The organism is Nocardioides sp., from assembly GCF_041393715.1.
In the GTDB taxonomy this organism is placed as follows: Bacteria; Actinomycetota; Actinomycetes; order Propionibacteriales; family Nocardioidaceae; genus Nocardioides.
Genome location: NZ_JAWKJQ010000011.1, coordinates 18,162 through 44,758 on the forward strand (window position 1 = coordinate 18,162; position 26,597 = coordinate 44,758).

The 26,597-nt window shown below is 72.1% G+C and carries 22 protein-coding genes and 1 pseudogene; 10 read left to right on the top strand and 13 right to left on the bottom strand.

Translation table 11 applies throughout. The features are described from left to right. Nucleotides 1-2: 2 nt before the first annotated feature. The 12 genes and pseudogenes from R2740_RS15935 to uvrA all read right to left on the bottom strand — a co-directional run bounded on the left by R2740_RS15935 (nt 3) and on the right by uvrA (nt 14,744). Complete coding sequence (locus R2740_RS15935; RefSeq protein WP_371303678.1) at nt 3-362, bottom strand: RNA polymerase-binding protein RbpA; 360 nt, start codon at nt 360-362, stop codon at nt 3-5. 56 nt (nt 363-418) lie between these two features. Continuing rightward, nucleotides 419-652: a preprotein translocase subunit SecG gene (gene secG, locus R2740_RS15940; protein ID WP_371303679.1), complete on the bottom strand. Its 234-nt coding sequence runs from the start codon at nt 650-652 to the stop codon at nt 419-421. A 30-nt stretch (nt 653-682) separates the two neighbouring features. Further along, nucleotides 683-1,477, bottom strand: a complete 795-nt coding sequence (gene tpiA, locus R2740_RS15945; RefSeq protein ID WP_371303680.1) for a triose-phosphate isomerase — start codon at nt 1,475-1,477, stop codon at nt 683-685. A gap of 39 nt (nt 1,478-1,516) precedes the next feature. After that, a complete protein-coding gene (gene pgk / locus R2740_RS15950; RefSeq protein WP_371303681.1) occupies nt 1,517-2,722 on the bottom strand; it encodes a phosphoglycerate kinase in 1,206 nt (401 codons plus the stop codon). 16 nt (nt 2,723-2,738) lie between these two features. Further along, complete coding sequence (gene gap, locus R2740_RS15955) at nt 2,739-3,746, bottom strand: type I glyceraldehyde-3-phosphate dehydrogenase (protein WP_371303682.1); 1,008 nt, start codon at nt 3,744-3,746, stop codon at nt 2,739-2,741. A 185-nt stretch (nt 3,747-3,931) separates the two neighbouring features. Then, complete coding sequence (gene whiA / locus R2740_RS15960; protein WP_371303683.1) at nt 3,932-4,918, bottom strand: DNA-binding protein WhiA; 987 nt, start codon at nt 4,916-4,918, stop codon at nt 3,932-3,934. Between the two features lie 71 nt (nt 4,919-4,989). Next, nucleotides 4,990-5,934, bottom strand: a complete 945-nt coding sequence (gene yvcK, locus R2740_RS15965; protein ID WP_371303684.1) for a uridine diphosphate-N-acetylglucosamine-binding protein YvcK — start codon at nt 5,932-5,934, stop codon at nt 4,990-4,992. Further along, nucleotides 5,935-6,822 (bottom strand): RNase adapter RapZ, encoded by an 888-nt coding sequence (gene rapZ / locus R2740_RS15970; protein ID WP_371303685.1) that lies wholly within the window; start codon nt 6,820-6,822, stop codon nt 5,935-5,937. Beyond that, nucleotides 6,822-8,816, bottom strand: a complete 1,995-nt coding sequence (uvrC, locus tag R2740_RS15975) for an excinuclease ABC subunit UvrC (protein WP_371303686.1) — start codon at nt 8,814-8,816, stop codon at nt 6,822-6,824. Before uvrC ends, rapZ begins: the two co-directional genes overlap by 1 nt. A gap of 47 nt (nt 8,817-8,863) precedes the next feature. After that, nucleotides 8,864-11,011, bottom strand: coding sequence for a hypothetical protein (locus R2740_RS15980; RefSeq protein ID WP_371303687.1), 2,148 nt, complete (start codon nt 11,009-11,011; stop codon nt 8,864-8,866). A gap of 132 nt (nt 11,012-11,143) precedes the next feature. Continuing rightward, the gene (locus R2740_RS15985) at nt 11,144-11,653 is read right to left on the bottom strand and encodes a Rieske (2Fe-2S) protein (RefSeq protein WP_371303688.1); all 510 of its coding nucleotides are present in this window, start codon (nt 11,651-11,653) and stop codon (nt 11,144-11,146) included. Between the two features lie 98 nt (nt 11,654-11,751). Continuing rightward, a pseudogene (gene uvrA / locus R2740_RS15990) lies at nt 11,752-14,744 on the bottom strand (excinuclease ABC subunit UvrA). A gap of 208 nt (nt 14,745-14,952) precedes the next feature. Between uvrA and R2740_RS15995 the strand changes: the two are divergent. The 8 genes from R2740_RS15995 (at nt 14,953) to R2740_RS16030 (ending at nt 21,649) form a co-directional block, all read left to right on the top strand. Beyond that, on the top strand, nt 14,953-15,657 hold the full coding sequence (locus tag R2740_RS15995) for a maleylpyruvate isomerase N-terminal domain-containing protein (RefSeq protein WP_371303689.1): 705 nt from the start codon (nt 14,953-14,955) through the stop codon (nt 15,655-15,657). A 37-nt stretch (nt 15,658-15,694) separates the two neighbouring features. Further along, a complete protein-coding gene (locus R2740_RS16000) occupies nt 15,695-16,363 on the top strand; it encodes an MBL fold metallo-hydrolase (protein ID WP_371303690.1) in 669 nt (222 codons plus the stop codon). Nucleotides 16,364-16,423: 60 nt separating this feature from the next. Continuing rightward, nucleotides 16,424-16,840, top strand: coding sequence for a hypothetical protein (locus R2740_RS16005; RefSeq protein WP_371303691.1), 417 nt, complete (start codon nt 16,424-16,426; stop codon nt 16,838-16,840). Nucleotides 16,841-16,915: 75 nt separating this feature from the next. Further along, nucleotides 16,916-18,781, top strand: coding sequence for an alpha-amylase family protein (locus R2740_RS16010; protein ID WP_371303692.1), 1,866 nt, complete (start codon nt 16,916-16,918; stop codon nt 18,779-18,781). Nucleotides 18,782-18,790: 9 nt separating this feature from the next. Then, complete coding sequence (locus R2740_RS16015) at nt 18,791-19,510, top strand: DUF3137 domain-containing protein (protein WP_371303693.1); 720 nt, start codon at nt 18,791-18,793, stop codon at nt 19,508-19,510. Continuing rightward, nucleotides 19,507-20,103: a LemA family protein gene (locus R2740_RS16020; RefSeq protein WP_371303694.1), complete on the top strand. Its 597-nt coding sequence runs from the start codon at nt 19,507-19,509 to the stop codon at nt 20,101-20,103. The genes R2740_RS16015 and R2740_RS16020 overlap by 4 nt, the downstream gene beginning before the upstream one ends. 33 nt (nt 20,104-20,136) lie before the next feature. After that, nucleotides 20,137-20,904, top strand: a complete 768-nt coding sequence (gene map / locus R2740_RS16025; RefSeq protein ID WP_371303695.1) for a type I methionyl aminopeptidase — start codon at nt 20,137-20,139, stop codon at nt 20,902-20,904. A 10-nt stretch (nt 20,905-20,914) separates the two neighbouring features. Then, nucleotides 20,915-21,649, top strand: a complete 735-nt coding sequence (locus tag R2740_RS16030) for a YwiC-like family protein (protein WP_371303696.1) — start codon at nt 20,915-20,917, stop codon at nt 21,647-21,649. A 26-nt stretch (nt 21,650-21,675) separates the two neighbouring features. Here R2740_RS16030 and R2740_RS16035 read toward each other — a convergent pair whose 3' ends face one another. Then, the gene (locus R2740_RS16035; RefSeq protein ID WP_371303697.1) at nt 21,676-22,662 is read right to left on the bottom strand and encodes a GNAT family N-acetyltransferase; all 987 of its coding nucleotides are present in this window, start codon (nt 22,660-22,662) and stop codon (nt 21,676-21,678) included. Between the two features lie 181 nt (nt 22,663-22,843). On the opposite strand from R2740_RS16035, the gene R2740_RS16040 reads away from it, so the two are divergent. Continuing rightward, nucleotides 22,844-25,876, top strand: a complete 3,033-nt coding sequence (locus R2740_RS16040; RefSeq protein ID WP_371303698.1) for a M36 family metallopeptidase — start codon at nt 22,844-22,846, stop codon at nt 25,874-25,876. Beyond that, a complete protein-coding gene (locus tag R2740_RS16045) occupies nt 25,852-26,595 on the top strand; it encodes a dienelactone hydrolase family protein (RefSeq protein WP_371303699.1) in 744 nt (247 codons plus the stop codon). Before R2740_RS16040 ends, R2740_RS16045 begins: the two co-directional genes overlap by 25 nt. Nucleotides 26,596-26,597: the final 2 nt, after the last annotated feature.

A 26,597-nucleotide genomic window follows, 5' to 3' on the forward strand; every position in this document is an offset into this window, starting at 1 on the left:
CCTCAGAAGATGATGTCGCCCGACTTGCGACGGCTGCGCAGCAGCTGCAGCGCCTCGTCGAGGATGTCCTTGGCCTCCGCATCGGAGCGGCGCTCCTTCACGTAGGCCAGGTGCGTCTTGTAGGGCTCGATGCGCGGCGGCGGAGGAGGGTTCTCCTCGTCCAGCGACGCGGGCAGCCCGCACTTCGGACAGTCCCAGGACTCCGGCACCTGTGCCTCGACGGCGAACGTCACCACCGAGCGGTGCTGGTGGGCACAGAAGTAGGCGACCGCCTGCCGAGGCGCGGCCTCACCGCGCTCGGCCTCGCCCATCGGGCCGGCCCCCACCCGGCTGCCGCGAATCGCGTTTCCTCCACCTGCCAACGCGAGCTTCCTTTCCAGAGGTTCTTCGGATCAGCGGGTCCGGCGGCGTGCCGGGCTCACTGGTAGGCGTAGAGCAGTCCGAGCGCGACCACGCACGCGAACCACACCACGCCAAGCCCGACCGTCAACCGGTCGAGGTTGCGCTCGGCGACGGACGAGCCACCCAGGGAGCTGGAGACGCCACCGCCGAACATGTCCGAGAGGCCTCCCCCGCGGCCCTTGTGCAGAAGCACCATCACGATGAGCAACGCGCTGGTGATCATGAGAACGATCGTCAGGACAAGTGTCACGGGGAGAAAGCCTACGTCACGTCCGCCGGATCACAGGATCGGCATGTCGTAAAACCTGCAGATCCCGCCGAACTCGTCGGCCTGCAGGCTCGCCCCACCCACGAGACAGCCGTCCACGTCGGCCTTCTCCATGATGCCGGCGACGTTGGCGGCCTTCACCGACCCGCCGTAGAGGATGCGCAGACCGTCGGCCGCGGCGTCGCCGTGGGTCTCGCGGATCCGCTCTCGGATCGCGGCGCACACCTCCTGGGCGTCGTCGGGGGTGGCGACCTCGCCGGTGCCGATCGCCCAGACCGGCTCGTAGGCCACGACCAGGTCGGCCAGCTGCTCGGCCGAGAAGCCGGCCAGCGAGCCGTCGACCTGGGCCAGGGTGTAGGGCACGTGCTCGCCGGCCTGGCGGATGTCGAGGCCCTCGCCGACACAGACGATCGGGGTCATCCCGGCTGCCAGTGCGGCATGCGCCTTGGCGTTGACGGTCTCGTCGGACTCGGCGTGGTACTCCCTCCGCTCGCTGTGCCCGACCACGGCGTAGGAGCAGCCCAGCTTGGCCAGCATCCCGGCGGAGATCTCGCCGGTGTAGGCGCCGCTCTCGTGGACCGAGACGTCCTGGGCGCCGTACTTGACCGACAGACGGTCTCCGTCGACGAGCGTCTGCACCGACCGCAGGTCGGTGAAAGGCGGCACCACGACCACCTCGACGGCGGCATAGTCATGCTTCTTGTCCGACAGCGTCCAGGCGAGCTTCTGGACGAGCACCACCGCTTCCTGGTGGTTGAGGTTCATCTTCCAGTTGCCCGCCATCAGCGGGGTGCGGGAGCCGGTCATGGGTTCCTTTCGGTGGGAGCGCGGAGGTGTCGCTGCGGGTCAGGCGTCGCGCTCGAGGACGGCGATCCCGGGGAGCTCCTTGCCCTCCAGGAACTCCAGGCTGGCGCCGCCGCCGGTGGAGATGTGGCCGAACGCCGCCTCGTCGAAGCCGAGCTTGCGCACCGCCGCCGCGGAGTCGCCACCGCCCACGACGGAGAGCCCGGGCACGGTGGTCAGCGCCTCGGCGACGGCACGGGTGCCCTCGGCGAACGCCGCCACCTCGAACACGCCCATCGGGCCGTTCCAGAACACCGTCTGAGCGTCGGACAGGGCGGCAGCGAAGGCCCGCCCCGACTCGGGGCCGATGTCGAGACCGAGCGAGTCGGCCGGGATCGCGTCGGCCGGCACCACTCGGGGCTCCGGCTCGCGGTCACCCGACGGGAAGGCGGTGTCGACGACGATGTCGGTCGGCAGCAGGATGTCCACCCCGGTGTCGGCCGCCCGCTGCAGATAGGACCGGCAGGTGTCGAGCTGGTCCTCCTCGAGCAGGCTCTGGCCGACCTCGTGCCCCTGGGCGGCCAGGAAGGTGAACACCATCCCGCCGCCGATGAGCAGCCGGTCGGCCTTGCCGAGCAGGTTGTCGATCACCCCGAGCTTGTCGGAGACCTTCGAACCGCCGAGCACCACGACGTAGGGCCGCGCCGGGTCGACGGTGAGCCGGCGCAGCACGCCGATCTCCTTGGCGACCAGCCCGCCCATCGCCGACGGCAGCCGGAGCGCGACGTCGTAGACCGAGGCCTGCTTGCGGTGCACCACCCCGAAGCCGTCGGAGACGAACGCGTCGGCCAACGCCGCGAGCTGGTCGGCGAACGCGCCGCGGACGGCGTCGTCCTTGCTGGTCTCGCCCTCGTTGAAGCGGACGTTCTCCAGCACCGCCACCTGGCCGTCGGCCAGGCCGGCCACGGCCTGGCGGGCGCTCTCGCCCACCGTGTCGGTGGCGAACGCGACCGGCTGGCCGAGCAGCTCGCCGAGGCGGGCCGCGACCGGCTCCAGGGAGTACGCCGGGTCGGGCGCGCCCTTCGGACGGCCGAGGTGAGCGGTCACGACCACCCGGGCGCCGGCCTCGGCCAGCTCCCGGATGGTCGGGATGCTCGCCCGGATCCGCCCGTCGTCGGTGATGGTGGTGCCGTCGAGGGGGACGTTGAGGTCCGAGCGGACCAGCACCCGCTTCCCGCGGACGTCACCCAGCGAACCGAGGTCCGACACGGGTCTGCTCCTTCGCTCAGAGGGAGGCGCCGACGTGCAGCGTCAGGTCGATCAACCGGTTGGAGTAGCCCCACTCGTTGTCGTACCAGCCGACGACCTTGACCTGGTTGCCGATCACCTTGGTCAGCCCCGCGTCGAAGATGCACGACGACGGGTCGGTGACGATGTCGGCCGAGACGATCGGGTCCTCGGTGTAGGAGAGGAAGCCGGACAGCGGCCCGGACTCCGCCGCGGCCTTGATGATCGCGTTGACCTCGTCGACCGAGGTCTCACGACCCGCCTCGAAGGTGAGGTCGGTGGCCGAGCCGGTCGGCGTCGGCACCCGCAGCGCATAGCCGTCGAGCTTGCCCTTGAGGTCGGGCATGACCAGGCCGATCGCCTTCGCGGCGCCGGTCGAGGTCGGGATGATCGACAGCGCGGCGGCGCGCGCCCGGCGCATGTCGCGGTGCGGGCCGTCGAGGAGGTTCTGGTCGGAGGTGTAGGCGTGGATCGTGGTCATCAGGCCCTTGACGATGCCCAGCTCGTCGTGCAGCGGCTTGGCCATCGGCGCCAGGCAGTTGGTCGTGCAGGACGCGTTCGAGATCACGTGGTGGCTGGCCGGGTCGTAGTCGTGGTGGTTGACCCCCATCACGAAGGTGCCGTCCTCGTTCTTCGCCGGCGCCGAGATGATGACCTTCTTGGCGCCGCCGTCGATGTGCGCGTGCGCCTTCGTGGCGTCGGTGAAGATGCCGGTCGACTCGATGACGATGTCGGCGCCGGTGTCGCCCCAGGCGATGGCGGCTGGGTCGCGCTCCTCGAAGACGCGGATGCGCTTGCCGTCGACGGTGATCGACTCCTCGTCGGAGGAGACCTCGCCGGCCATCACACCCAGCACCGAGTCGTACTTCAACAGGTGGGCGATGGACGCGTTGTCCATCAGGTCGTTGGCGGCGACGATCTCGACGTCGGCGCCGGAGGCCTGGACGGCCCGGAAGAAGTTGCGGCCGATCCGGCCGAAGCCGTTGATACCAACACGAACAGTCACGGTGACTACTCCTCGGTTCTGGGTTGGTTCCCCTGGTCAGGGTTCCTTGTTCTGGGGCCGGCGGGCCGCGGTGGCGACCTTCGTGGACCGGTCGATTTCGACCCTATCGCCTGCCTCAGGGGCGCTGCATCGCGCGTCCGCCGTACGTACGGGTAACCGGCGTCGCGCTCGGCGACGAGTGAGGCTCAGGCCTCGTCGGCCAGCATCTCGGGCGTCAGCGAGGCCTCGGTGTCGGGGATGCCGAGCTCCTCGGCGCGCTTGTCGGCCATCGCCAGCAGCCGGCGGATACGACCGGCGATGGCGTCCTTGGTGAGCACCGGGTCGTGCAGCTGACCGAGCTCCTCCAGGGAGGCCTGCTTGTGCTCGAGCCGGAGGCTGCCGGCCATCCGCAGGTGGTCGGGGACCTCGTCTCCGAGGATCTCCAGCGCGCGCTCGACGCGAGCGCCGGCGGCGACCGCGGCTCGGGCCGAGCGGCGCAGGTTGGCGTCGTCGAAGTTGGCGAGCCGGTTGGCGGTGGCGCGCACCTCGCGGCGCATCCGCCGTTCCTCCCACGCCATCAACGACTCGTGCGCGCCGAGCCGGGTCAGCAGCGCACCGATCGCGTCGCCGTCACGGATCACCACGCGGTCGACGCCGCGCACCTCGCGAGCCTTGCTCTGGATGCCGAGCCGGCGCGCGACGCCGACGAGGGCGAGCGCCGCCTCGGGGCCGGGGCAGGTGACCTCCATCGACGAGGAGCGGCCGGGCTCGGTGAGAGACCCGTGAGCGAGGAAGGCTCCCCGCCAGGCCGCGACGGCGTCACACCCGCCGCCGGAGACGACCGCGGGCGGCAGCCCGCGCACCGGTCGGCCGCGGCCGTCGAGCAGGCCCGTCTGCCGGGCCAGCGCCTCGCCGTCCTTGACCACACGGACGACGTAGCGGGTCCCCTTGCGCAGGCCGTTGCCCTGGACCACGACGACGTCGGACTCGTGCCCGTAGACCTCGGCGATGTCCTTGCGCAGGCGGCGGGCAGCGGCGCCCGTGTCGAGCTCCGCCTCGACCACGATCTTGCCGCTCACGATGTGCAGCCCACCGGCGAACCGGAGCAGCGAGGCGACCTCCGCCTTGCGGCAGCAGGTCTTGGTGATCGGGGTGGAGGCGAGCTCAGCCTTGACCTGTGCTGTCATCGCCATGGGCGAATCCTCGCATGCCCGTCAATCACCCTCGGCACCCCGTGCTGCCGTGGGCCGCCGTCGTTCGAGGCTCACCGAAGGACGTCGAGGTAGGCGGTCGCGAGGCGTGCCGGGTCGTGCCGTGGGGTGCCGTCGTCGCGGGTCACCTCGGCGAGGACGAGCCGGCCGCCCCAGGAGGCGACCGCGCTCGCGAGCTCCTCGGCGTCGGGCACGCTGCCCGGGTCGGCGAGCACGGTGTCGATCCGCAGGCCGGGCGCGTGCTCGTGGAGAGCGGCCAGGTGGTCGACCGGGCTGTAGCCGGCCGTCTCCCCTTGCTGCGCCGCGAGGTTGAGGGTGACCAGCACGCGCGCATCGGTCGCCGTCAACGCCGATCGAAGCTCGGGGACCAGCAGGTGCGGGATCACGGAGGTGTACCACGAGCCCGGACCCAGCACCACCCAGTCGGCCTCGTGGACGGCAGCGACAGCGGCCGGACAGGCGGGCGGGTCGGGCGGGTCGAGCCGGACCGCCGACATGACACCGTCGGTGCTCGCGATCTGCACCTGCCCCCGCACCGTGCGCAGCGCCTCGGGGTCGCTCGGGTCGAGCCCTCGGATGTCGGCGGTGATGTCCATGGGGGTCAGGGCCATCGGGAGCACCCGCCCCTGTGCCCCCAGCAGCTCACCGACCCAGCGCAGCCCCTCCACCGGGTCGCCGAACAGGTCCCAGAGCGCGACGATCAGCAGGTTGCCGACCACATGGCCGGCCATCTCGCCGTCGCCGGCGAAGCGGTGCTGGACGGCGCGCTCCCAGGTGCGGCCCCACGCGTCGTCACCGCACAGCGCCGCCAGGGCCATCCGCAGGTCCCCGGGGGGCAGGACGCCGAACTCCGCGCGCAGCCGTCCCGACGACCCGCCGTTGTCGGCCACCGTCACCACCGCGGTGAGGTCGTCGACGACCCGACGCAGCGCGGAGAGGTTGGCGTGCAGGCCGTGGCCGCCGCCGAGCGCGACCACCCGCCGCGACAGCGGGGCCACTCACTCCCTCCCGAGGTCGCGGTGCTCGGCGCGGGCGTCGTAGCCGCGGTCGCGCAGCCGTCCGGTGATCTCCTCGGTCATCGCCACGCTGCGATGCTTGCCGCCGGTGCAGCCGATCGCGACGGTCATGAACCGCTTGCCCTCGGTGAGGTAGCCGGTGGCGGCGGTCTCGAGCACCGGGAGGTACTGCTCCAGGAACGCCGTCGCGCCGGGCCGCCCGGTGACGTAGGCCGCGACCGCCGCGTCCCGCCCGGTCTGCGGCCGCAGCTCGGGCACCCAGAACGGGTTGGGCAGGAACCGCATGTCGGCCACGAAGTCGGCGTCGACCGGGATGCCGTACTTGAAGCCGAAGCTGATCACGGTCACCTTCAGGCCCACCGTCTCGGGGGTGCCGAACGCCTCCGCCATCCGCTCCTTGAGCTGGTGGACGTTGAGCGTGGAGGTGTCGATCACCAGGTCGGCGTCGCTGCGCAACGCGGCCAGCACCTGCCGCTCGCGCCGCAGCCCGTCGAGCAGCCGACCGCTGCCCTGGAGCGGGTGCGGACGCCGCGCCGCCTCCTGGCGGCGGACGAGCACCTCGTCGGTCGCCTCGAGGAACACCAGGGTGGTACGCCGGCCGGTCACCCCCTGGGCCAGGTTGGCCCGCAGCGAGTCGAAGAACGACCCGGAGCGCACGTCGACCACGACCGCGATCGGCTGACCGGCGCCGCGGCTCTCGTCGACGAGGCGGACCACGTCGCGCAGCAGGCTCGGCGGCATGTTGTCGACGACGTAGTAGCCGAGGTCCTCCAGCTCCTTGGCGGCCGTGCTGCGTCCGGCACCGGTCATGCCGGTGACCACGACCAGGTCGCCGACCGACGGCGGGTCGGCCGAGGCGGCGTCGTTCATCAGTCCTCCTGGATCTCACCCGTCGCGGTGTTGATGGCGACAGTCTGACGGGTCGCGGCGCGCTGCTCGACGGCGTCCTTGATCGCGGTGGCCGTGCGCTCCCCGATGCCCGGGACCTGCGCGAGCTCCTGCGCGCTCGCGGCGCGCAGCTTCTTGAGCGACCCGAAGTGCTTGAGCAGCGTCTTGCGGCGCACCTCGCCCAGCCCCGGCACCTCGTCGAGCAGGCTCTCCACCATGCTCTTGGAGCGACGGTTGCGGTGGTGGGTGATCGCGAACCGGTGGGCCTCGTCGCGCACCCGTTGGAGGAGGTAGAGGCCCTCGGAGCTGCGCGGCAGGATGACCGGGTCCTCCTGCTCGGGCAGCCAGACCTCCTCGAGCCGCTTGGCCAGCCCGCAGACCGGGATGTCGTCGATGCCGAGCTCGTCGAGCGCTCGCTGCGCGGCCGCCACCTGCGGCGGGCCCCCGTCCACGACCACCAGGCCGGGGGCGTAGGCGAACTTGCGGGGGCGGCCGGTGGTCGGATCGACGAGGAGCGGACCGTCGTCGGTGACCACCTCCTCGCTCGAGACCTGCTCGTCGAGCAACCGCCGGAACCTGCGGGTGATCACCTCGTGCATCGAGGCCACGTCGTTCTGCCCGTCGACGCCGCGGATCACGAAGCGGCGGTACTCCCCCTTGCGGGCCAGGCCGTCCTCGAACACGACCATCGAGGCCACCACCTCGGTGCCCTGCAGGTTGGACACGTCGTAGCACTCGATGCGCAGCGGCGCCTCGTCGAGACCGAGCGCCTCCTGGATCTCCTCCAGCGCCTGGCTGCGGGTGGTCAGGTCGCTCGCCCGCTTGGTCTTGTGGAGCGCCAGCGCCTGCCCGGCGTTGCGGGCGACGGTCTCCTGCAGCGCTCGCTTGTCACCGCGCTGTGGCACCCGGACCGCCACCTTGCTGCCGCGCAGCTCGCCGAGCAGCTGCTCGATCGTCGCGACCTCCGGCGGCAGCGCCGGGACCAGCACCTCCCGCGGGATGGTGTCGGCGTCGCCGCTGTAGAGCTGGAGCAGGAAGTCCTCCACCAGCTCACCGGTGTCACCCTCCTCGACCCGGTCGGCCACCCAGCCACGCTGGCCGCGGATCCGGCCGCCGCGCACGTGGAAGATCTGCACGGCCACCTCGAGTGGGTCCTCCGCGAAGGCGATCACGTCGGCGTCGGTGCCGTCGCCGAGCACCACGGCCTGCTTCTCCAGCGCCCGGTGCAGGGCGCCCAGGTCGTCGCGCAGGCGGGCGGCCTTCTCGAAGTCGAGCGCCTCGGAGGCGGCGTACATCTGGCGCTCGAGGCGCTTGACGAAGGCGGAGGTGTTGCCGGCGATGAAGTCGCAGAAGTCCTCGACGATCTGCCGGTGCTCCTCGGCGCTGATCCTGCCCACGCACGGCGCGGCGCACTTGTCGATGTAGCCGAGCAGGCAGGGGCGACCGATCTGGCCGGACCGCTTGAACACGCCGTTGCTGCACGAGCGCATCGGGAAGACGCGGAGCAGCTGGTCGACGGTGTCGCGGATCGCCCAGGCGTGGCCGTAGGGGCCGAAGTAGCGGGTGCCCTTGCGCTTGGCGCCGCGGCCGACCATCACCCGCGGGAACTCCTCACCCACGGTCACCGCGAGCCAGGGGTAGGACTTGTCGTCGCGGTACTTCACGTTGAACCGCGGGTCGAACTCCTTGATCCAGGAGTACTCCAGCTGCAGCGCCTCCACCTCGGTCGCCACGACCGTCCAGTCGACCGAGGCCGCCGAGGTCACCATGGTCGCGGTGCGTGGGTGGAGGTTGCCGACGTCCTGGAAGTACGACGACAGCCGGGCCCGCAGGTTCTTCGCCTTGCCGACGTAGATCACCCGGCCGCGGGAGTCGCGGAAGCGGTAGACGCCCGGCTGGGTCGGGATCGAGCCGGGCTCCGGCCGGTAGGACTGCGGGCCCCCAGCGGTCCGGCGGGTGGGGCGTCGCGTCGGCACCACGCCAGCCTACGGGGGAGCGCCGACAGCCGGGACCTGCCGGTTGGTCAGGCCGGCTTGACCGGACCGCGTGCCCGCGACTGGCGGGTGACGGTGGTGTAGCCGGGGAGCTTGCCGACCACGACGAGCTTGGCCTTCTTGCCGGCCATCCAGCCCTTGAGGGTGAGGGCCTCCGTGCGCTGGCTGCGCAGCCGGTGACCCGCCACGAACCACCGGTAGCGGAAGGTCACACCGTCGGTCCAGGTGCCGGTGTCGGCGGTCAGCGTGCCGCCGACCCGGGCGCGACCCCTGGCCACCGGCTTGGTGGTGGCGAGCACGCCCTTGGCGACGGAAGCCGTGGGCAGCGAGGTGCTCGCCGCGTCGTCGTACCCGGCAGCCGAGAGGGTCGCCCGGCAGGTGATCGCGGTGTCCCGCTCCGCGGCGGTAGGGGTCAACGTCCTGCTTGTCGCGCCGGTCACCGACCTGCCGTCGCTCTGCCAGGCGAACGTGGTGGTGACCGAGGCCGGCGGCGCGGTCCACGACGGCGGGTCACAGGTCAACGGCAGCCCGACCTGGGCGGTCCCGGAGACCGCGGCCCGACCGACGAGGGTGATCGGTGGTCCCGAGACGCTCTGCGCGGCACTGGTGACCGTCGCGTCCTGGTAGCCGGAGGCGTGCGCGACCGCGCGCACGGAGAGCTGGTGGCCCACCTGACCGCTGAGGGGCGTGTACGACGACGAGGTGGCTCCGCCGATCGGGCCGCCGTCGAGGAGCCACTGATAGTCGACGGAGTCCGGCGCGGGGCTCCACCCGGAGAGCGCCGCGGACACCGGCGACCCGGCCGTCGGCGCGGTCGACAGGGCGACCGTTCCCGGTCCTGGGTAGGCGGGCGTCTCCCCCGGCACGGTGACCACCACGGTGGCTCCGTCGGCGTCCATGGCGGTGACCTCGACGGTGGTGGTGCCGAGGGTGAGCGAGTCGCCGGGCACCATCGCCTTGCGGCTGGCGGGTCCGGGCACCAGCTGGACCGCGTTCGAGTTGTAGCCGGACTCGGCGACGACACCCTTGCGGAAGGAGCTGGCCGTGCTCCCGCCGGCGTAGTAGTTGCCCGCGTCGGCGCCGGTCCCGGACCGGTAGTCGAGGCGGAGGACCTGGCCGGTGCCCGGGTCGGTGACCTGGAGGCTGCGCAGCCCCGTGGTGGCGCTGCGCGGCGCCAGGACGCGGGTGGCGGAGCCGGTGACCGTCTCGACCTCGCCGGCGTCGGTGATCCCTTGGAGCTGACGGGAGACGGTGCCGAGGGCCGGCGGGATCGGCTTGCCGCTGACCACCCCGCCCATCACGCTGTAGTAGTCGCCGTACTCGCTGGTGCACGCCGTCGTGCACGGGCCGAGCGAGGAGTGACCGTAGCCGTAGTTGTGACCGAGCTCGTGGGCGAGCGTCCACTCGAAGGTGTTCTTCGACGCGATGTCGATGTTGTAGTAGCCGTGGCTGAACGACAGGCTTCCGACCGTGCCCCGGCCCACGGTGCCGCCGGTGACGCAGCTGGGCGGCATCAGCACGATCAGCTGGTCGGAGCCTCCGAAGCTCGCGCCGGGGAACTGCGCCGCCGCCTCGTTGACCGTGCTGGTGAAGGTGGAGCCGAGTCCGGTGAGCCCGCAGCCGCCGGCCTCGGTCGTCGCCGTCGCGGTGTAGCGGGTGATCGACCCCGGGACCGTGATGTCGGTGATCACGCCGTTCGACTGCTGCGTCCAGTACGACGCCACCCAGCCGATCCGTGCCAGCGCCTCGGCGTCGGTCATCCCGAGCGCGCCGAAGTTGCTCGGAGCGGCCACGAACCACCGATGCGTGGTGGAGGCCTGGGCCGCCGCCTGCTCACCGAGGGAGTAGCTCGTCACCCGAAGCGGGCGGCTGTCGTCCGCGGCGAGGGCGAGCCGGGCCGAGGGCGTGCTCCCCGACAGCCGGCTCACGTCCACCTGGCCGTCGAAGTGGGCGCCGGCGTCCGCCTCGGTGAAGTCGACCGCGGCGACGCCGACCAGCTCCCCACCGTCGCGCTGCACGGCATAGCTGGTCGCGGCGTCGCCCTCGCTCGGAATCGCCAGCAACGTGCCGGTCAGCCGAGCGGTGACGTCGGTCGCCCCCTGCGCCGCGCCCATCAGCGACAACGGAGCGGCCAGCAGCGCGGCCAGCAGCACCAGGACACGGCCACGCGGGGACATCCGGCTCTCCTGCTCGACGGCTCGGCTCGACGCACCGGCTCGTCGGTGCGCGACCAGGCTAGACCGGCCGGATGGCCGCCGTGACCGAGTCGAGCAATCCCGGTCGGGTGGTTCAGTCCGGCCGGTCGTGCCTCAGGCGGGCAGGATCTGGTCGCCCTCGACCGTGATGTCGACCGTGGCCAACGGCTGGGTGGCCGGACCCTGGACCACGGAGCCGTCCGTGGCCGAGAACAGGCTGCCGTGGCAGTTGCAGTGGATGTTGCCCTCGACGATGTCGGTGACCGGGCAGCCCTGATGGGTGCAGGCGCGGTTGAAGGCGTGGAAGTCGCCGTCGGTGGGCTGGGTGATCACCACGCTCGGGTCGTCGAGGAACACCCCGCCGCCGACCTGGACGTCGGACGTGCTGGCCAGCGCGTCGCCGCCGCCACCACCTGCGGCCGAGCTGGACTCGGCGGGACTCGACGCGGCGGACGAGGACTCGGAGCTGCCGGACGTCGTGTCGCTGCCGGAGCCGTCGCTGCCGCCACAGGCGGCCAGCAGCGGGATCCCGACGCCGGCGACCGCGACACCGGTCAACATCGATCGGCGGCCGAGGCCGTCGCGGACCGGGGAGGGGTCGGAGGGAGTGAGGTCATCGGTCACAGGGGGCTCTCCTCGAGGTCTCGAGCGGGACGGGTGACTTCGGTGCCTTCGCGGCAAGGCTAGCCACCGGGTCGTGAGCCCGGGATTGTCCGTTGGTACTAGGACCGTCGGGCCTTCGACCCGGCAGCCTTCCTGGCGGGGGTCTTCGCGGCGGGAGCCTTCCTGGCGCGGGCGGTCGCCGCCTGCTTCTTCGCCGGGGCCCGGGTGGCGGCCGCCTTCTTCCTCGGGGGCGCGATCATCGCGGCGCGGCCGCCGTCCAGCAGGGCCGACAGGAACCGACCGGTGTGGCTGTCGGGGTCGTCGGCGACGACCTCGGGCGTGCCCTCCGCGATGACGGTGCCGCCTCGGGACCCGCCCTCCGGACCCATGTCGACGATCCAGTCGGCGGTCTTGATCACGTCGAGGTTGTGCTCGATGACCAGCACGGTGTTGCCCTGGTCGACCAGCTTGCCGAGCACCAGCAGCAGCTTGCGGATGTCCTCGAAGTGCAGGCCGGTCGTCGGCTCGTCGAGGACATAGACGGTGCGCCCGGTGGAGCGCTTCTGCAGCTCCGAGGCGAGCTTGACCCGCTGCGCCTCACCCCCGGAGAGCGTGGTGGCGGGCTGGCCGAGCCGGACGTAGCCGAGCCCGACCTCGCAGAGCGTCTTCATGTGCCGCGAGATGGCCGGCACGGCGGCGAAGAACTCCGCCGCCTCCTCGATCGGCATGTCGAGGACCTCGGCGATCGTCTTGCCCTTGTAGTGGACCTCGAGCGTCTCGCGGTTGTAGCGCGCGCCGTGGCACACCTCGCACGGGACGTAGACGTCGGGGAGGAAGTTCATCTCGATCTTGATGGTGCCGTCGCCGGCGCACGCCTCGCAGCGCCCGCCCTTGACGTTGAACGAGAACCGGCCCTGGAGGTAGCCGCGCATCTTGGCCTCCGGCGTGGAGGCGAACAGCTTGCGGACGTGGTCGAAGACGCCGGTGTAGGTGGCGGGGTTGGACCGCGGCGTGCGGCCGATCGGCGACTGGTCGACGTGGATCACCTTGTCGACGTGGTCGACCCCGGTGATCTTGGTGTGCCGCCCCGGGACCGCCCGGGCGTTGTAGATCTGCTTGGCCAGCGAGGTGTAGAGGATGTCGTTGACCAGGGTGGACTTGCCCGAGCCGGACACCCCGGTGACCGCGACGAACAGCCCCAGCGGGAAGCTGACGGTGAGGTCCTGCAGGTTGTGCTCGCGGGCGCCGTGGACGACGAGCTCGCGACCCTTGGTGCGCGGCCGGCGCACCTCGGGACGGGGATCTCCCGCCGGCCCGAGAGGTAGTGCCCGGTCAGCGAGTCGGGGTGGGACAGCAGGCCCTCCACCGCCCCGCTGTGCACCACCTGGCCACCGTGCTCACCGGCGCCGGGGCCGATGTCGACCACCCAGTCGGCGGTGCGGATGGTCTCCTCGTCGTGCTCCACCACGATCAGGGTGTTGCCGAGGTCCTTGAGCCGCACCAGCGTCTCGATCAGCCGCTGGTTGTCGCGCTGATGGAGCCCGATCGACGGCTCGTCGAGGACGTAGAGGACGCCCACGAGACCGGCCCCGATCTGGGTGGCGAGCCGGATCCGCTGAGCCTCCCCGCCGGACAGCGACCCCGACGGCCGGTCCAGGGAGAGGTAGTCGAGGCCGACGTCGAGCAGGAAGCGGAGTCGCTCCTGGATCTCCTTGAGCACCCGTTCACCGATCTGGCGCTCCCGGGTGGTCAGGTCGAGGTCGCGTAGGAAGTCGGAGGTCTCGTTGATCGGCAGGGCGCACAGCTCGGCGATGCTGAGGCCACCCATGGTCACCGCCATCGAGACCGGCTTGAGCCGGCTGCCGCGGCAGGCCGGGCAGGGGACCTCGCGCATGAAGCCCTCGAACCGCTCGCGGCTGGTGTCGGACTCGGCCTCGCGGTGGCGCCGCTCGATGTAGGTGCGGACGCCCTCGAACTGGGCGTAGTAGGCGCGCTGCCGGCCGTAGCGGTTGGTGGTGACGACGTGCACCTTGGTCGGGTGGCCGTCGATGATGGACTTCCGTGCCTTCGCGGGGAGCCTCTCCCAGGGGGTGTTGAGGTCGAAGCCCAGCTCCTCGCCGAGCGCGTTCATCAGGCGCAGGAAGTAGTCGGCGACGTGGGCACCGCTCCACGGTGAGATGGCACCCTCGCCGAGCGTGGCGCCCGGGTCGGGGACGACCAGCTCGGGGTCGACCTCCATCCGGGTGCCGAGACCGTGACACTCCGGACAGGCTCCGAACGGCGAGTTGAAGGAGAACGACCGGGGCTCGAGCTCGTCGGTGTCGATGGGGTGGTCGTTGGGGCAGGCCATCCGCTCGGAGAACTTCAGCTCCCGGTGCGGGTCGTCGGCGTCGAGGTCGACGAAGTCGAAGACGACCAGCCCGCCGGCCAGCCCGAGCGCGGTCTCGACCGAGTCGGTGAGCCGGCGCTTGGCGGAGCCCTTGACCGCCAGCCGGTCGACCACCACCTCGATGGTGTGCTTCTGCTGCTTGTTGAGGGTCGGCGGGTCGTCGAGCGGGTGCAGGTCGCCGTCGACGCGGGCCCGCGAGAAGCCCTGGCTCTGCAGCTGCCGGAACAGGTCGACGTACTCCCCCTTGCGGCCGCGGATCACCGGGGCGAGCACCTGGAAGCGACGACCCTCCTCGAGCGCCAGCACCCGGTCGACGATCTGCTGGGGGGTCTGTCGCTCGATCGGCGCGCCACAGGTCGGGCAGTGGGCCCGGCCGGCCCGGGCGTAGAGCAGGCGGAGGTAGTCGTAGACCTCGGTGATGGTCCCCACCGTGGAGCGCGGGTTCTTCGAGGTGGACTTCTGGTCGATGCTGACCGCGGGCGACAGACCCTCGATGAAGTCGACGTCGGGCTTGTCCATCTGGCCCAGGAACTGGCGCGCATAGGCCGACAGCGACTCGACGTAGCGGCGCTGGCCCTCGGCGAAGATCGTGTCGAACGCGAGGCTCGACTTGCCGGAGCCGGAGAGCCCGGTGAAGACGATCAGCGAGTCGCGTGGCAGGTCGAGCGAGACATCCTTGAGGTTGTGCTCCCGGGCTCCCCGGATGATGAGCTCTTCTGCCACGACGCCTCGGTCCCCTGATGTTGCTGCTGCGCGGTCTCGTTCGAACAAGTGTTCGTCATCCTAGTCGGGCGCACAAGGCGCCGCGCCGCGACGGCTGCACCGTGACCCGACCTCGAGGCTCAGGCTCTCACGGCCCACCGACACTCCCCCAACCCGTGTGGCTCCAGCGGTGTCGCCCCATTCGTGTCGATGGGCCACGATGGGGCACATGACCGACGTGCACACCTGGGACGCGATCCATGAGGCCACCCGCCGGCTCGTCCGGACCGTGGACTCGCTGCCCGACGGCGCCTTCGCCGAGCCGTCCGCGCTGCCCGGCTGGTCTCGCGGCCACGTCGTCGCCCACCTGGCGCTCAACGGCGAGGGCCTGGCCGGGGTGCTGCACGGTCTGGTGGCCGGCGACGACGTGCCGATGTACGCCTCGCAGGAGCGCCGCAACGGTGACATCGACGAGCTGGCCGGCCAGGCCCCCGGCGCGGTGCGCGAGCGCTTCCTGTCCGCGTGCTCACTGTTCCAGGAGGCCTGGGAGCACATGACCGGGCCCGCCTGGGACGGCTCCTTCCGGCGTACGCCGGGCACCGACGCCCTGCCCGCCCGCGAGATCCCCCGGATGCGGCACGGCGAGGTCGAGATCCACCACGCGGACCTGTGGGCCGGCTACTCCGCGAGCCACTGGCCGGAGGCCTATCTCGACGCCACCTTCAACCGGCTCGTCGCCGACCGCGGAGCCGAGCTGACGATGCTGTTGCGCACGCCCGACGGCGACGTCCCGGTCGGCTCCGAGGAGTCCGCCGTCGACGGCCCCGCCGTGACCGGCTCCCGTGCCGACCTGACCTGGTGGCTGCTCGGCCGCGGCGACGGACAGGGCCTGACCGGCGACCCGGCGCTGCCAACCCTGGGCGCGTGGCGCTGAGCCTCTCCCCCGCACCCCCGCACGACAGGAGCCCCCGATGAGCTACACCGGAGCCGTCCACGCCGGCGGCGACCCCGACGTCCGCGAGCTGAGCCGGCTCACCATCACCAAGCTGGCGGTCGACGAGCAGATGTCCAACAACTGCTACCTGCTCGAGTGCCGGGCCACCGGCGCCCGCCTGCTGGTCGACGCCGCCGACGACGGCACCCGCCTGCTGGAGCTCACCGGCCCGTCGCTCGGGACCGTGGTGACCACCCACCAGCACTGGGACCACCACCGGGCCCTGCGCGAGGTGGTGCTCGCCACCGGGGCGACCACGGTGGCCGGCGTACCCGACGCGGAGGCGATCACCGAGCAGACCGGCGTCGAGATCGACCGTCCCGTGGGCGCCGACGACACGGTGTCCGTCGGCGAGGTCACCCTGCAGGTGATCCCGATCGCCGGCCACACCCCCGGCTCGGTCTGCCTGAGGTACGACGACCCCGACGGCCACCCGCACCTGTGGACCGGCGACTGCCTCTTCCCCGGGGGCGTCGGCGCGACGTTCGGCAACGCCGAGGCGTTCGCCCAGCTGATCGACGAGGTGGAGACGAAGATCTTCGGCACGCTGCCCGACGACACCTGGTTCTACCCGGGCCACGGCGACGACGGGCAGCTCGGCACCGAGCGACCCCACCTCGCCGAGTGGCGCGAGCGGGGCTGGTAGGCGCTTCCGAGCGCGGGGCCACCAGCCCGAGGCGGTGCGCCGTGCGGGATACTCGCCCCCATGAGCGACCTCAGGGACGCAGCTTCCGACGGGGGTGACGTCGAGGCAGGGCGGCAGCGGGTGCGCCTCACCGGGCTGGTCCTGGTCGGCCTGCTCCTGCTGGTGACCGGATATCTCGTCGGCGTGCGCAGTCCGTGGGCCGCTCACCATCCTCGCGTGGCGACCGGGACGGCGCAGCGAGTCCCGGCCGACGTGCCGCTCGCGTACTTCGACGACGAGCACGGGGACAGGGTCACCTTCCGGCTCGATGATGTCGTGTGGCGATCCGGGGACCGGACGGGGAGCGACTCGATACCGCCGTGCCTGCGGGAGCCGGGGCAGCTCGTCGACGTGCAGGCTGGGTTGATCGAGGTGACGCGGCCCTTCGGGTCCGGGTCCTACGAGCGGGTTCTCTCCGTGACCTGCCCCGCCGGCTGAGCGCCCTCGGGCCTCGGCCGCTCGAGGCCGGACGACCGAAGGAACCGAACCGGGGCGACCTCTATCCTGTGGCGGGTGACCGACGCCACCCCGACCGGACCCAGCCGGTCCGAGCCCCGCCCGGAGCTGGTGTCCCGCATCCAGCGGTGGCGGCCCGACCTGCTGGCGCCGCTGGCCAACCTCTACCCCGACCCCGAGTCGGTGGCCGAGCGGCTGCTGGCCATCGTGGAGCAGGCGGACGCCGAGCGGCCCGACGAGCTGCGCACGCTCGACGCGCGCCGGCTGGCCGAGCCCGACTGGTTCCAGCAGCCCGGGGCGCTCGGCTACGCGGCGTACGCCGACCGCTTCGCGACCACCCTGCGGGGCGTCCAGGAGCACGCCGACCACCTCTCCGACCTCGGCGTGACCTACCTCCACCTGATGCCGCTGCTGCAGCCGCGGCCGGCGCCCAACGACGGGGGCTATGCCGTCCAGGACTACCGCACGGTGCGCAGCGACCTCGGCTCGATGGCCGACCTGGCCGCGCTCGCGAGCGACCTCAGGGGCCGCGGCATCGCGCTCTGCCTCGACCTGGTCCTCAACCACGTGGCCAAGGAGCACGCCTGGGCCGCGGCGGCGCGAGCGGGTGACGAGACCAAGCGCGCCTACTTCCACGTGTACGACGACCGCACCCTGCCCGACGCCTACGAGCAGTCGCTGCCCGAGGTCTTCCCGGACTTCGCGCCGGGCAACTTCAGCTGGGACGCCGACCTCGACGGCTGGGTCTGGACGACCTTCAACGACTACCAGTGGGACCTCAACTGGGCCAACCCCGACGTGCTCTGCGAGTTCGCCGAGATCATCCTCGCGCTCGCCAACGCCGGCGTGGAGGTGTTCCGGCTCGACGCGATCGCGTTCACCTGGAAGCGGCTCGGCACCCACTGCCAGAACCAGCCCGAGGTGCACGACCTGACCCAGGCGCTGCGCACGGTGGCGCGGATGGCCGCCCCGGCGGTGGTCTTCAAGGCCGAGGCGATCGTCGGCCCCCAGGACCTGCCCGCCTATCTCGGCGTCGGCGACCATGCCGGCAAGGTCAGCGACCTGGCCTACCACAACAGCCTGATGGTGCAGGTCTGGTCGATGCTCGCCGCCAAGGACGTCCGCCTCGCCACCCACGCGCTCCAACAGCTCCCACAGCCGCCCTCGACGACGGCCTGGATCACCTACCTGCGCTGTCACGACGACATCGGCTGGGCGATCGACGACGGCGACGCCGCCGCGGTCGGCGTCGACGGGTTCGGTCACCGGCGCTTCCTCTCCGACTGGTACTCCGGCGACTTCCCGGGCTCCTGGGCCCAGGGCCTGGTCTTCCAGGAGAACCCGCAGACCGGCGACCGCCGGATCTCCGGCTCGCTGGCCTCGCTCGCCGGGCTCGAGCTCGGCGACCCCGACGCGGTCCACCGGATCCTGCTCGCGCACGCCGTGATCCTCGGCTTCGGCGGGCTGCCGGTGCTCTGGATGGGCGACGAGCTCGGGCTGCTCAACGACCCCCACTGGGCATCGGAGCCGGGCCACGCCGCCGACAACCGGTGGGTGCACCGGCAGCGGATGCCCTGGCCGTTGCCGCCCGACAGCCACGGCATCCGCGCCGGACTCGACCGGCTGCTCGCCGCGCGCCGCGCCCTGCCCCACCTGCACGCCGCCGTCCCCACCGAGGTCTGGGACCCGCGCGACCCCGGCGTGCTGCTGGTCGTCCGCCGACACTCCTCGGGCAACCTGCTCGGCGCCTACAACGTCACGCCCGACGACCGGTTCGTCCCCGGCGAGGTGCTCGCCTGGCTCGGCCTCGACCCGATGACCGCCGTCGACCATCTCCGCGGGAGCGAGCGCTCCGCGCGGGTCGGCGTCGGCGGCGGCGTGGCGCTGCCGGCGTACGCCGCCGCCTGGGTCACCGCCCCGTAGGCTGACCGCATGACGGGGGTCTTCGTTCTCTTCATCCTCGGCGGGCTCACGCTCGTCATCGGGCTGGGCATCCTCGGCTACCTCGCCGACAAGCGGCGCCGGGAGGCGATGCAGGCGCTGGCCACGGCGCGCGGGTGGACCTACACCGAGCGCGACGACCGGTGGACCGACCGGTTCCCCGGATCGCCGTTCGGGCTCGGCCACAACCGCCAGGCCAAGAACATCCTCACCGGCCGCTACGACGACCGTCCGTTCGTCGCCTTCGACTACGTCTACTACACGACCGAGACCCGCACCGACAGCGAGGGCCACACCCACACCGAGGAGCAGAGCCACTCCTACTCCATCGTCGCGGTCGACCTGGGCGCCGCGTTCCCCGAGCTCGAGGTGACGCCCGAGGGGTTCTTCAGCCGGATGATCGGCCGGCTCACCGACCGCGACATCGAGCTGGAGTCCGAGGACTTCAACCGCGCGTTCACGGTGACCTGCCCCGACCGCAAGTTCGCGTTCGACGTGCTGCACCCGCGGATGATGGAGTACCTCCTCGGCCACACCGACGAGGCGTTCCGGTTCGCCGGCGGCCACCTGCTCGTCGCCGCTGCCGGCCAGGCCGGCCTACCCGAGATCGACGCCGCGCTGGCCTTCGTCGACGGCATCGCCGACCGGATCCCCGAGTTCGTCTGGCGCGCCGTCGGTCTGCCGGCCCCGCGCCCGGGGGCCGCCTCGTGACCGCCGGTCAGGTGCTGCTGGTCCTGGTGGTCGCCGCGCTGCTCCTGCTCGTGATCGCCCCGGTGGTGATGTACAACCGGTTCGTCCGGCAGCGCACGCTGATCGACGAGTCCTGGGGTCAGACCGACGTCGAGCTGACCCGGCGCCACGACCTGATCCCCAACCTGGTGGCCACCGTCCAGGGGTACGCCGCCCACGAGCGGGCCGTCCTCGAGGCGGTGACGGCCGCGCGCGCCGAGGCGGCCGCCCACCAGGCCGACCCGCCCCACGACCGGCAGCGCTTCGAGGACCGGCTCACCGGGGCCCTGGCCACCGTGCTCGCCCGGGTCGAGGCCTATCCCGACCTGAAGGCGAGTGCCGGCTTCCTGCAGCTGCAGGACGAGCTCACCAACACCGAGGACCGGATCGCCGCGGCCCGGCGGTTCTACAACGGCAACGTGCGCGCCTACAACACGCGGGTCTCGACGTTCCCGTCCAACCTGGTCGCCGGCGCCTTCGGTTTCGGGGCCCGCGACTTCTTCGAGCTCCGCGACCCCGCCGTGGCCGCCGTACCGTCGGTCGACCTGGGGCCGACCGTCGACGGCGCCGGCTGACGGTCTCCGTCGGCACCCTTCTATCCTGGGGCCGTGATCGAGCTCCGCACGCCCTCCCAGATCGAGCAGATGCGTCCCGCCGGCCGCTTCGTGGCCGAGGTGCTGACGCACCTGACGTCGATCGCCGACGTCGGCGTCAACCTGCTCGACCTCGACGCCGAGGCGCACCGGATGATCAAGGAGCGCGGCGCCGAGTCGTGCTACATCGACTACCACCCGTCGTTCGGCGCGATGCCGTTCGGCCACGTGCTGTGCACCTCGGTCAACGACGCCGTGCTGCACGGGCTCCCCCACGACTACACGCTGCGCGACGGCGACCTGCTGAGCCTCGACTTCGCGGTCAGCGTCGACGGCTGGGTCTCCGACTCGGCGGTCAGCCTGGTGGTCGGCACGGCCCGCGACGAGGACCTCGCCCTGATCGCGACAACGGAGCGGGCGCTGGAGGCCGGCATCGCTGCGGCTCAGGTCGGCAACCGGCTCGGCGACATCTCCCACGCGATCGGCTCGGTCGCGCGGGCCGCCGGCCTCGGCGTCAACCTGCAGTTCGGCGGCCACGGCGTGGGCCGGACGATGCACGGCGACCCGCACGTCGCCAACAACGGCCAGGCGGGGCGGGGCTACCCGCTCAAGGCGGGCCTGGTGATCGCGATCGAGCCGTGGTTCCTGCACACCACCGACCAGATCTACATCGACCAGGACGGCTGGACCATCAAGAGCGTCGACGGCTCGCGCGGCGCCCACAGCGAGCACACCGTGGCGATCACCGCCGGGGGGCCGCTGGTGCTCACCGAGCGCGCCTGAGCCACCCCCGGTGGCCGGGCGGGGGCCGGGATGGGTCCCGAACCAGCACGGGGCCTGGGCGATGCTCGCCTCCCCGCTCCTCGTGGGCGTCCTGGCCGGCGGCCCGGCCTGGGTGCACCTGCCCCTGACCGCGTTCTGGTTCGCGGGCTATCTCGCCTTCTTCGCGACCGGACTGTGGCTGAAGTCGGGCCGGCGCGCGCGGTGGTGGCCGCCCGTGCGTGCCTACATCCCGCTCGCCACCGCCCTCGGGCTCGTCGTGCTGCTGGCCGACCCCGGCCTCCTGGTGTGGGCGCCGGGCTTCGCCCTCCCGCTCGGGGTCGGGCTCTGGGCCTCCGCGCGACGGCGGGAGCGCGACCTCCTGGTCGGCCTGACGACCGTGGTTGGGTCGTCGCTGATGACCGTCGTGGCCTACGCCGCCGGGCCGGGCCCCGGACCGGACGGGGACCTCGGTCGGGCCTGGCTGCTGGCGCTGGTGCAGGTGCTCTACTTCGGCGGCACCGTGTTCTACGTCAAGAGCGCCATCCGCGAGCGCGGCAACGTGGCGTTCCTGCGGCTCAGCGTCGTCGTGCACGCGCTGGCGACGCTCGCCGTCCTCCCGCTGTCCTGGTGGCTGGCCGGGGTGTTCGCGACGCTCACCGCGCGGGCGGCCGTCGTACCTCCCCGGGGCGTGAGCCCGAAGGCGCTCGGACTGGGCGAGGTGGTCGGCACGGTCGTCGTCGGCGTGGTCTCGCTGCTGGTGACCTGAGCCCGGAGCCTCCTCCCCGGCTGGGCTCAGCAGCGTCGCTGGAACTGCAGCTCTCGGCCCATCACGCGGTGCCCGAGCCGCTCGTTGACCGCGACCATGGGTCCGTTGGACTCGGCGTTCCAGGTGTCGACCGTCTCGAGCTGCGGCTCCTCCTCGGCGAGCCAGCGCAGCATCTCGGCCTTGAGCAGCAGCCCGAGCCGGTGCCCGCGATGGTTGCGCGCGACCGCGGTGTCGTGCTGGTCGCCGATGGTCGGACGCTCCCGGTCGACGGCCGTCACCGTGTGCCCCGCGAGCGCACCCGTCCCCCGGTGCCGCGCCACCAGCCGCCGCAGCTGCCAGCCGCCCGCGGCCTGCGCCTGCTCGTAGGCCCGGATCCGCTCGACGGGGAACTTCTCGTCCTCCATCTCCAGGTCGTCGAGCGGCGCGTCGTTGATCGACTCGGTCAGCACGGCGATCGGCTCCAGCAGGTCGTCGGGCACGGCTCCGGCGAAGCGCAGCAGCTCGTACTCCCCGGCCGCCGCCGTCGCCTCGGCGGCCAGCGCGTCGAGCAGACCGGCGTCGAGCTCCCGGGGGAACAGCCGACGCAGGATGTCCTGGGACCGCTGCTCGAAGCCGTGGGCCTGCGCGAAGCGTCGGGTGACCTCGGACTCCCAGCCGTCGATTCCGACCAGCGGGCGGTCCATCGCGCGGCACACGTCGAAGGCGGCCTCCAGGGCCGCTCGGCCGCGACCCGCGCGGCGACGCTCCGGAAGGATGCCGAGGACCAGCCAGGCCAGGTCGAGGTTGTCGTAGTCGGAGGCATACACGCCCAGGTAGCCGTCGGGGTCCTGCGCGGCACCGGCGAGGAACCACCGTCCCGGCTCGCCGTCCCACGAGTGCCGGAGCTCGCGGCGCAGCGTCGCCTCGGTCTCGAGATGCTCCCAGGGTGCGTCGACCACGCGACCGGCGTTCAGCAGGTCGCGCAGGAGGCGCACCCGCACCGCGTCGTCCGCGCGCACCGGATGGAGGTCCATCACCCGAGCATGGCGGAGCGCCCGGGGCCCGGCCCACCGATTTTCCTGCGAAGGTCTGCGTCGACCGGCCCCGACGACAGGAAATCCGGTGGCCGCGAGGCAATTGCGTGGCAGTCCTTGCCAGAAGTCACCCCGAGAGGCAGTCTCTTCCCCGACCGCTTCCAGCAGAAAGGCGCACACCGTGCCCATCTCATCCTCGGGACGTCGTTGGCGAGCCACCGCCTCCCTGGCGACCGCCGCGACCGCCCTGGCGCTCGTGTCCACCGGACAGTCCGGATCCCAGGCCGCCACACCGTCCGAGAAGCCCCGCGCCGGCCGAGCGGCCCACGCCACCTTCGACGTTCGCTACCCGGACAGCACGACGGCCCGGGTCGCCGCGGCGAAGGTCGACGCGCGGGCGGGCAAGCGGGCAGCCGTGCGGTCCCTGCGGGCCAAGCTCGGCTCCACCGCCACCATCGACATCGACGGCCTCACCGGCACGCCGCGGTGGATCGTCGACCTGGGCGACGGCCGGCTCACCGGCCCCAGCGGCAAGCGCCCCGCCGACATCGCCCTCGGGTTCGTCCGGGACAACCTGGCCGCCTTCGGGCTGGAGCAGTCCGACATGTCGTCGTTCCGGCTGCGCAACTCCTACCGCGACATCGCGGGCATCCGGCACGTCTCCTTCCGCCAGAAGTTCGGCGGGGTCGCCATCTTCGGGTTCGGCCTCCGCGCCTCGATCGACTCCCGCGGGCGGATCGTCGAGATCGGCGGGTCGCCGGTGCCGGGAGCGCTGCTCACGGCACGCCCCGCGGCGAAGCTGACCGGTGCCGACGCGATCGCCCGCGCGAAGCGGGTGGCCGGCGACGCGGTGACCCGAGCCACCTCCGACGACCGGGCCGAGCAGGTCCTGGTCGTCACCCGTGACAAGACCTACCTCGGTTGGCAGACGGTCACCATGGCCTCCGACGTCCCGGCGCTCAGCGTCGTCGACGCGGCCACCGGGCGGCTGCTGTTCCACCGGCCCCTCGGCGCCGACGACAACGACCCCGAGCGGGCGGCCGAGCCGGCCGCCAAGCCTGCGCCGAAGAGCACCGGCGTGGCCTTCGAGTACTTCCCCGGCGCTCCGCGTGGGGGCAGCTACCACGGCGTCAACTTCACCAAGAAGGGCTGGCTGGGCCCGCACGCGACCAAGCTGTCGGGCAACAACTCCCACGCCTACTCCGACCTCGACGACTCCAACAACGCGAGCAAGAACGAGCAGGTCGGCCCCAGCGCCGGACAGCGCTGGGACTACCGGCTGGTGCCGTTCGACGTGCCGAGCGTCAGCTTCTGCGGCAACCCCTACCCGTGCTCGTGGGACCCGGAGACGCCGTTCTCCTGGCGGACCAACCGCAAGCAGAACACCACCCAGGTCTTCTACTTCGTCAACAAGTTCCACGACCACCTGCTGAAGGCCCCGATCGGCTTCACCGAGGACGCCGGCAACTTCGAGCGCGTCAACTCCACCAAGCAGGGCAAGGCGGGCGACGCCGTCCGCACCGAGACGATGGACGGCGCCAACACCGCCGGCGGCGTCCCGGACGGCGCCCACCTCGACAACGCCAACATGGAGACACCGCCCGACGGCATGGCCCCGCGGATGCAGATGTACCTCCAGCACCAGCCGGGCACGAGCTATCCCGACGGCGACCCGTTCCCGGCCAACAACACCGGCGACGAGGGCGACACCGTCTACCACGAGTACACCCACGGCCTGTCCAACCGGCTGGTCGTCGACCCCACGGGCAACTCCGGTCTGCTCGGCCAGCAGGCGGGCTCCATGGGTGAGGCGTGGAGCGACTTCTACGCCTTCGACTACCTCGTCGCGGAGGGCTACCAGCCCGACACCGCCACCGAGGGCGACGTCCGGCTCGGCATCTACGACGGCGCCGGCCAGCCCCTGGTGCGCACCTCCGGCCTGGACTGCCCCGTGGGCGGCAGCTCGCCGGACTGCGACAACCCCGATGTCGGTCACACCGGTGGCTACACCTACGACGACTTCGCCGACGTCATCGGGTTCCCGGAGGTGCACGCCGACGGTGAGATCTGGGCGCAGACCCTCTGGGACCTGCGCAACGCGCTCGGCGTGCGCACCACCCGGATGCTCGTCACCCGGGCGATGGAGCTCTCGCCGGTCGACCCGTCGTACCTCGACATGCGCAACGCGATCCTGGTCGCCGACGGCGCGGTCTACGGCGGCGAGCACCTGAGCGACCTGTGGGAGCTCTTCGCGGCTCGCGGCATGGGCTACTACGCCGGCACCTTCGGCGGCAACGACGCCTCTCCGGCGGCCGACTTCACCACGCCGCCGGCGTCGGTGCAGATGGCCACCGTGACCGGCACGGTGACCGACGACGCCGACGGCTCGCCCGTGGCGGGCGTGCCGGTGAGCGTCGCGTTCCAGGGTGGCGCCGGGCTCGTCAACCCGACCGCGATCACCGCGGCCGACGGCACCTACAGCATGCAGGTGCCGACCGGCGACTACGGCAAGATCACCACCGGCGGGCAGGGCTACGAGTACCAGGAGACCTCGATCTCGGTGACCGCGGGCGGACCCAACGTCGCCGACTTCGCGCTGCGTCGTGACTGGGCGGCCGAGGCCGGCGGCGGCACCATCGCCGACTTCACCGGGCCGGACTACTCCTTCTTCGGCTGCGGCCCCTACGAGGCGATCGACCTCAGCCAGGTGACCGGGTGGGGCAGCACCACGGGTGACGACTTCGGCACGCCGACCAACACGTTCGTGCCCAAGGAGATCGTCGTCCAGCTGCCGGCCGTGGTGGACGCCTCGGCGATCGGTGTCGACCCCGCCGCCACCTGCGGCGACGGCGGCAGCGCCTCGCTGGGTGACTACCGGATCGAGACGTCCGCGAACGGGTCGACCTGGAACATCGCCGCCGAGGGCACCTTCACGGTCGACGACCGGGGTCGGATCAACGAGCTGACCCCGGCGTCCACCACCGGGAACGGGATCCAGTACGTCCGGCTGACGATGCTCAGCAACCAGACGCCGGACTTCGCGACCAACTGCCCGCTCGGCGCCTTCTCCGGGTGCTCCTACACCGACCTGAGCGAGATCACGGTGTACGGCGCCCCGACGGACCCTGACGCCCGCCGTCCGGTCGGCGCTCTCGGCGCCGACCGGACGCGGACGGCATACTGGCGCCCATGGCGGCAGCTGACGGCGTCCTGACCGGCTGGAGCGTCGGCGAGCACACCCACGAGGGCGTCAGCCACCGCACCTACCGCCGCGGCAGCGGGCCGGGCGTGATCGTCATCCACGAGATCCCCGGCATCACCCCGTCGGTCGCGGCCTTCGCCGACGAGGTGGTGGCCGCGGGCTACACCGTGGTGATGCCGAGCCTGTTCGGCACCCCCGGGGCGCCGTTCTCCGGCGCCGCGGTCGCCCGGTCGCTGACCCGTGCGTGCGTGAGCCGGGAGTTCACGATCCTTGCGCTCGGCGAGACCTCGCCGATCGCCGGCTGGCTGCGCGACCTCGCGCGTGAGCTGCACGCGGAGCTCGGCGGTCCGGGCGTCGGGGCGCTCGGCATGTGCTTCACGGGGGGCTTCGCGCTGGCGATGATGGTGGAGCCGGCGGTGGTCGCCCCGGTGCTCGCGCAGCCGTCGCTGCCGTTCCCGGTCTCCCCGGCCCGGGCCGCCGACGTCAACCTCAGCCCCGCCGACCTCGAGGTGGTGCGACGGCGGGCGCGCGACGGCCACCAGGTGCTCGGGGTCTGCTACCGCTCCGACCGAGCGGTCGGGACCCGCTTCCAGACGCTCACCAGCGAGCTCGGCGACGCGTTCGTCCGGGTCGAGCTCGACGGCAGCGGCCACTCGACGCTGACCGAGCAACGCGACCAGGGCGCCGTCGACCGGGTGCTCGCGTTCTTCGACGACCACCTGCGCGGCTGAAG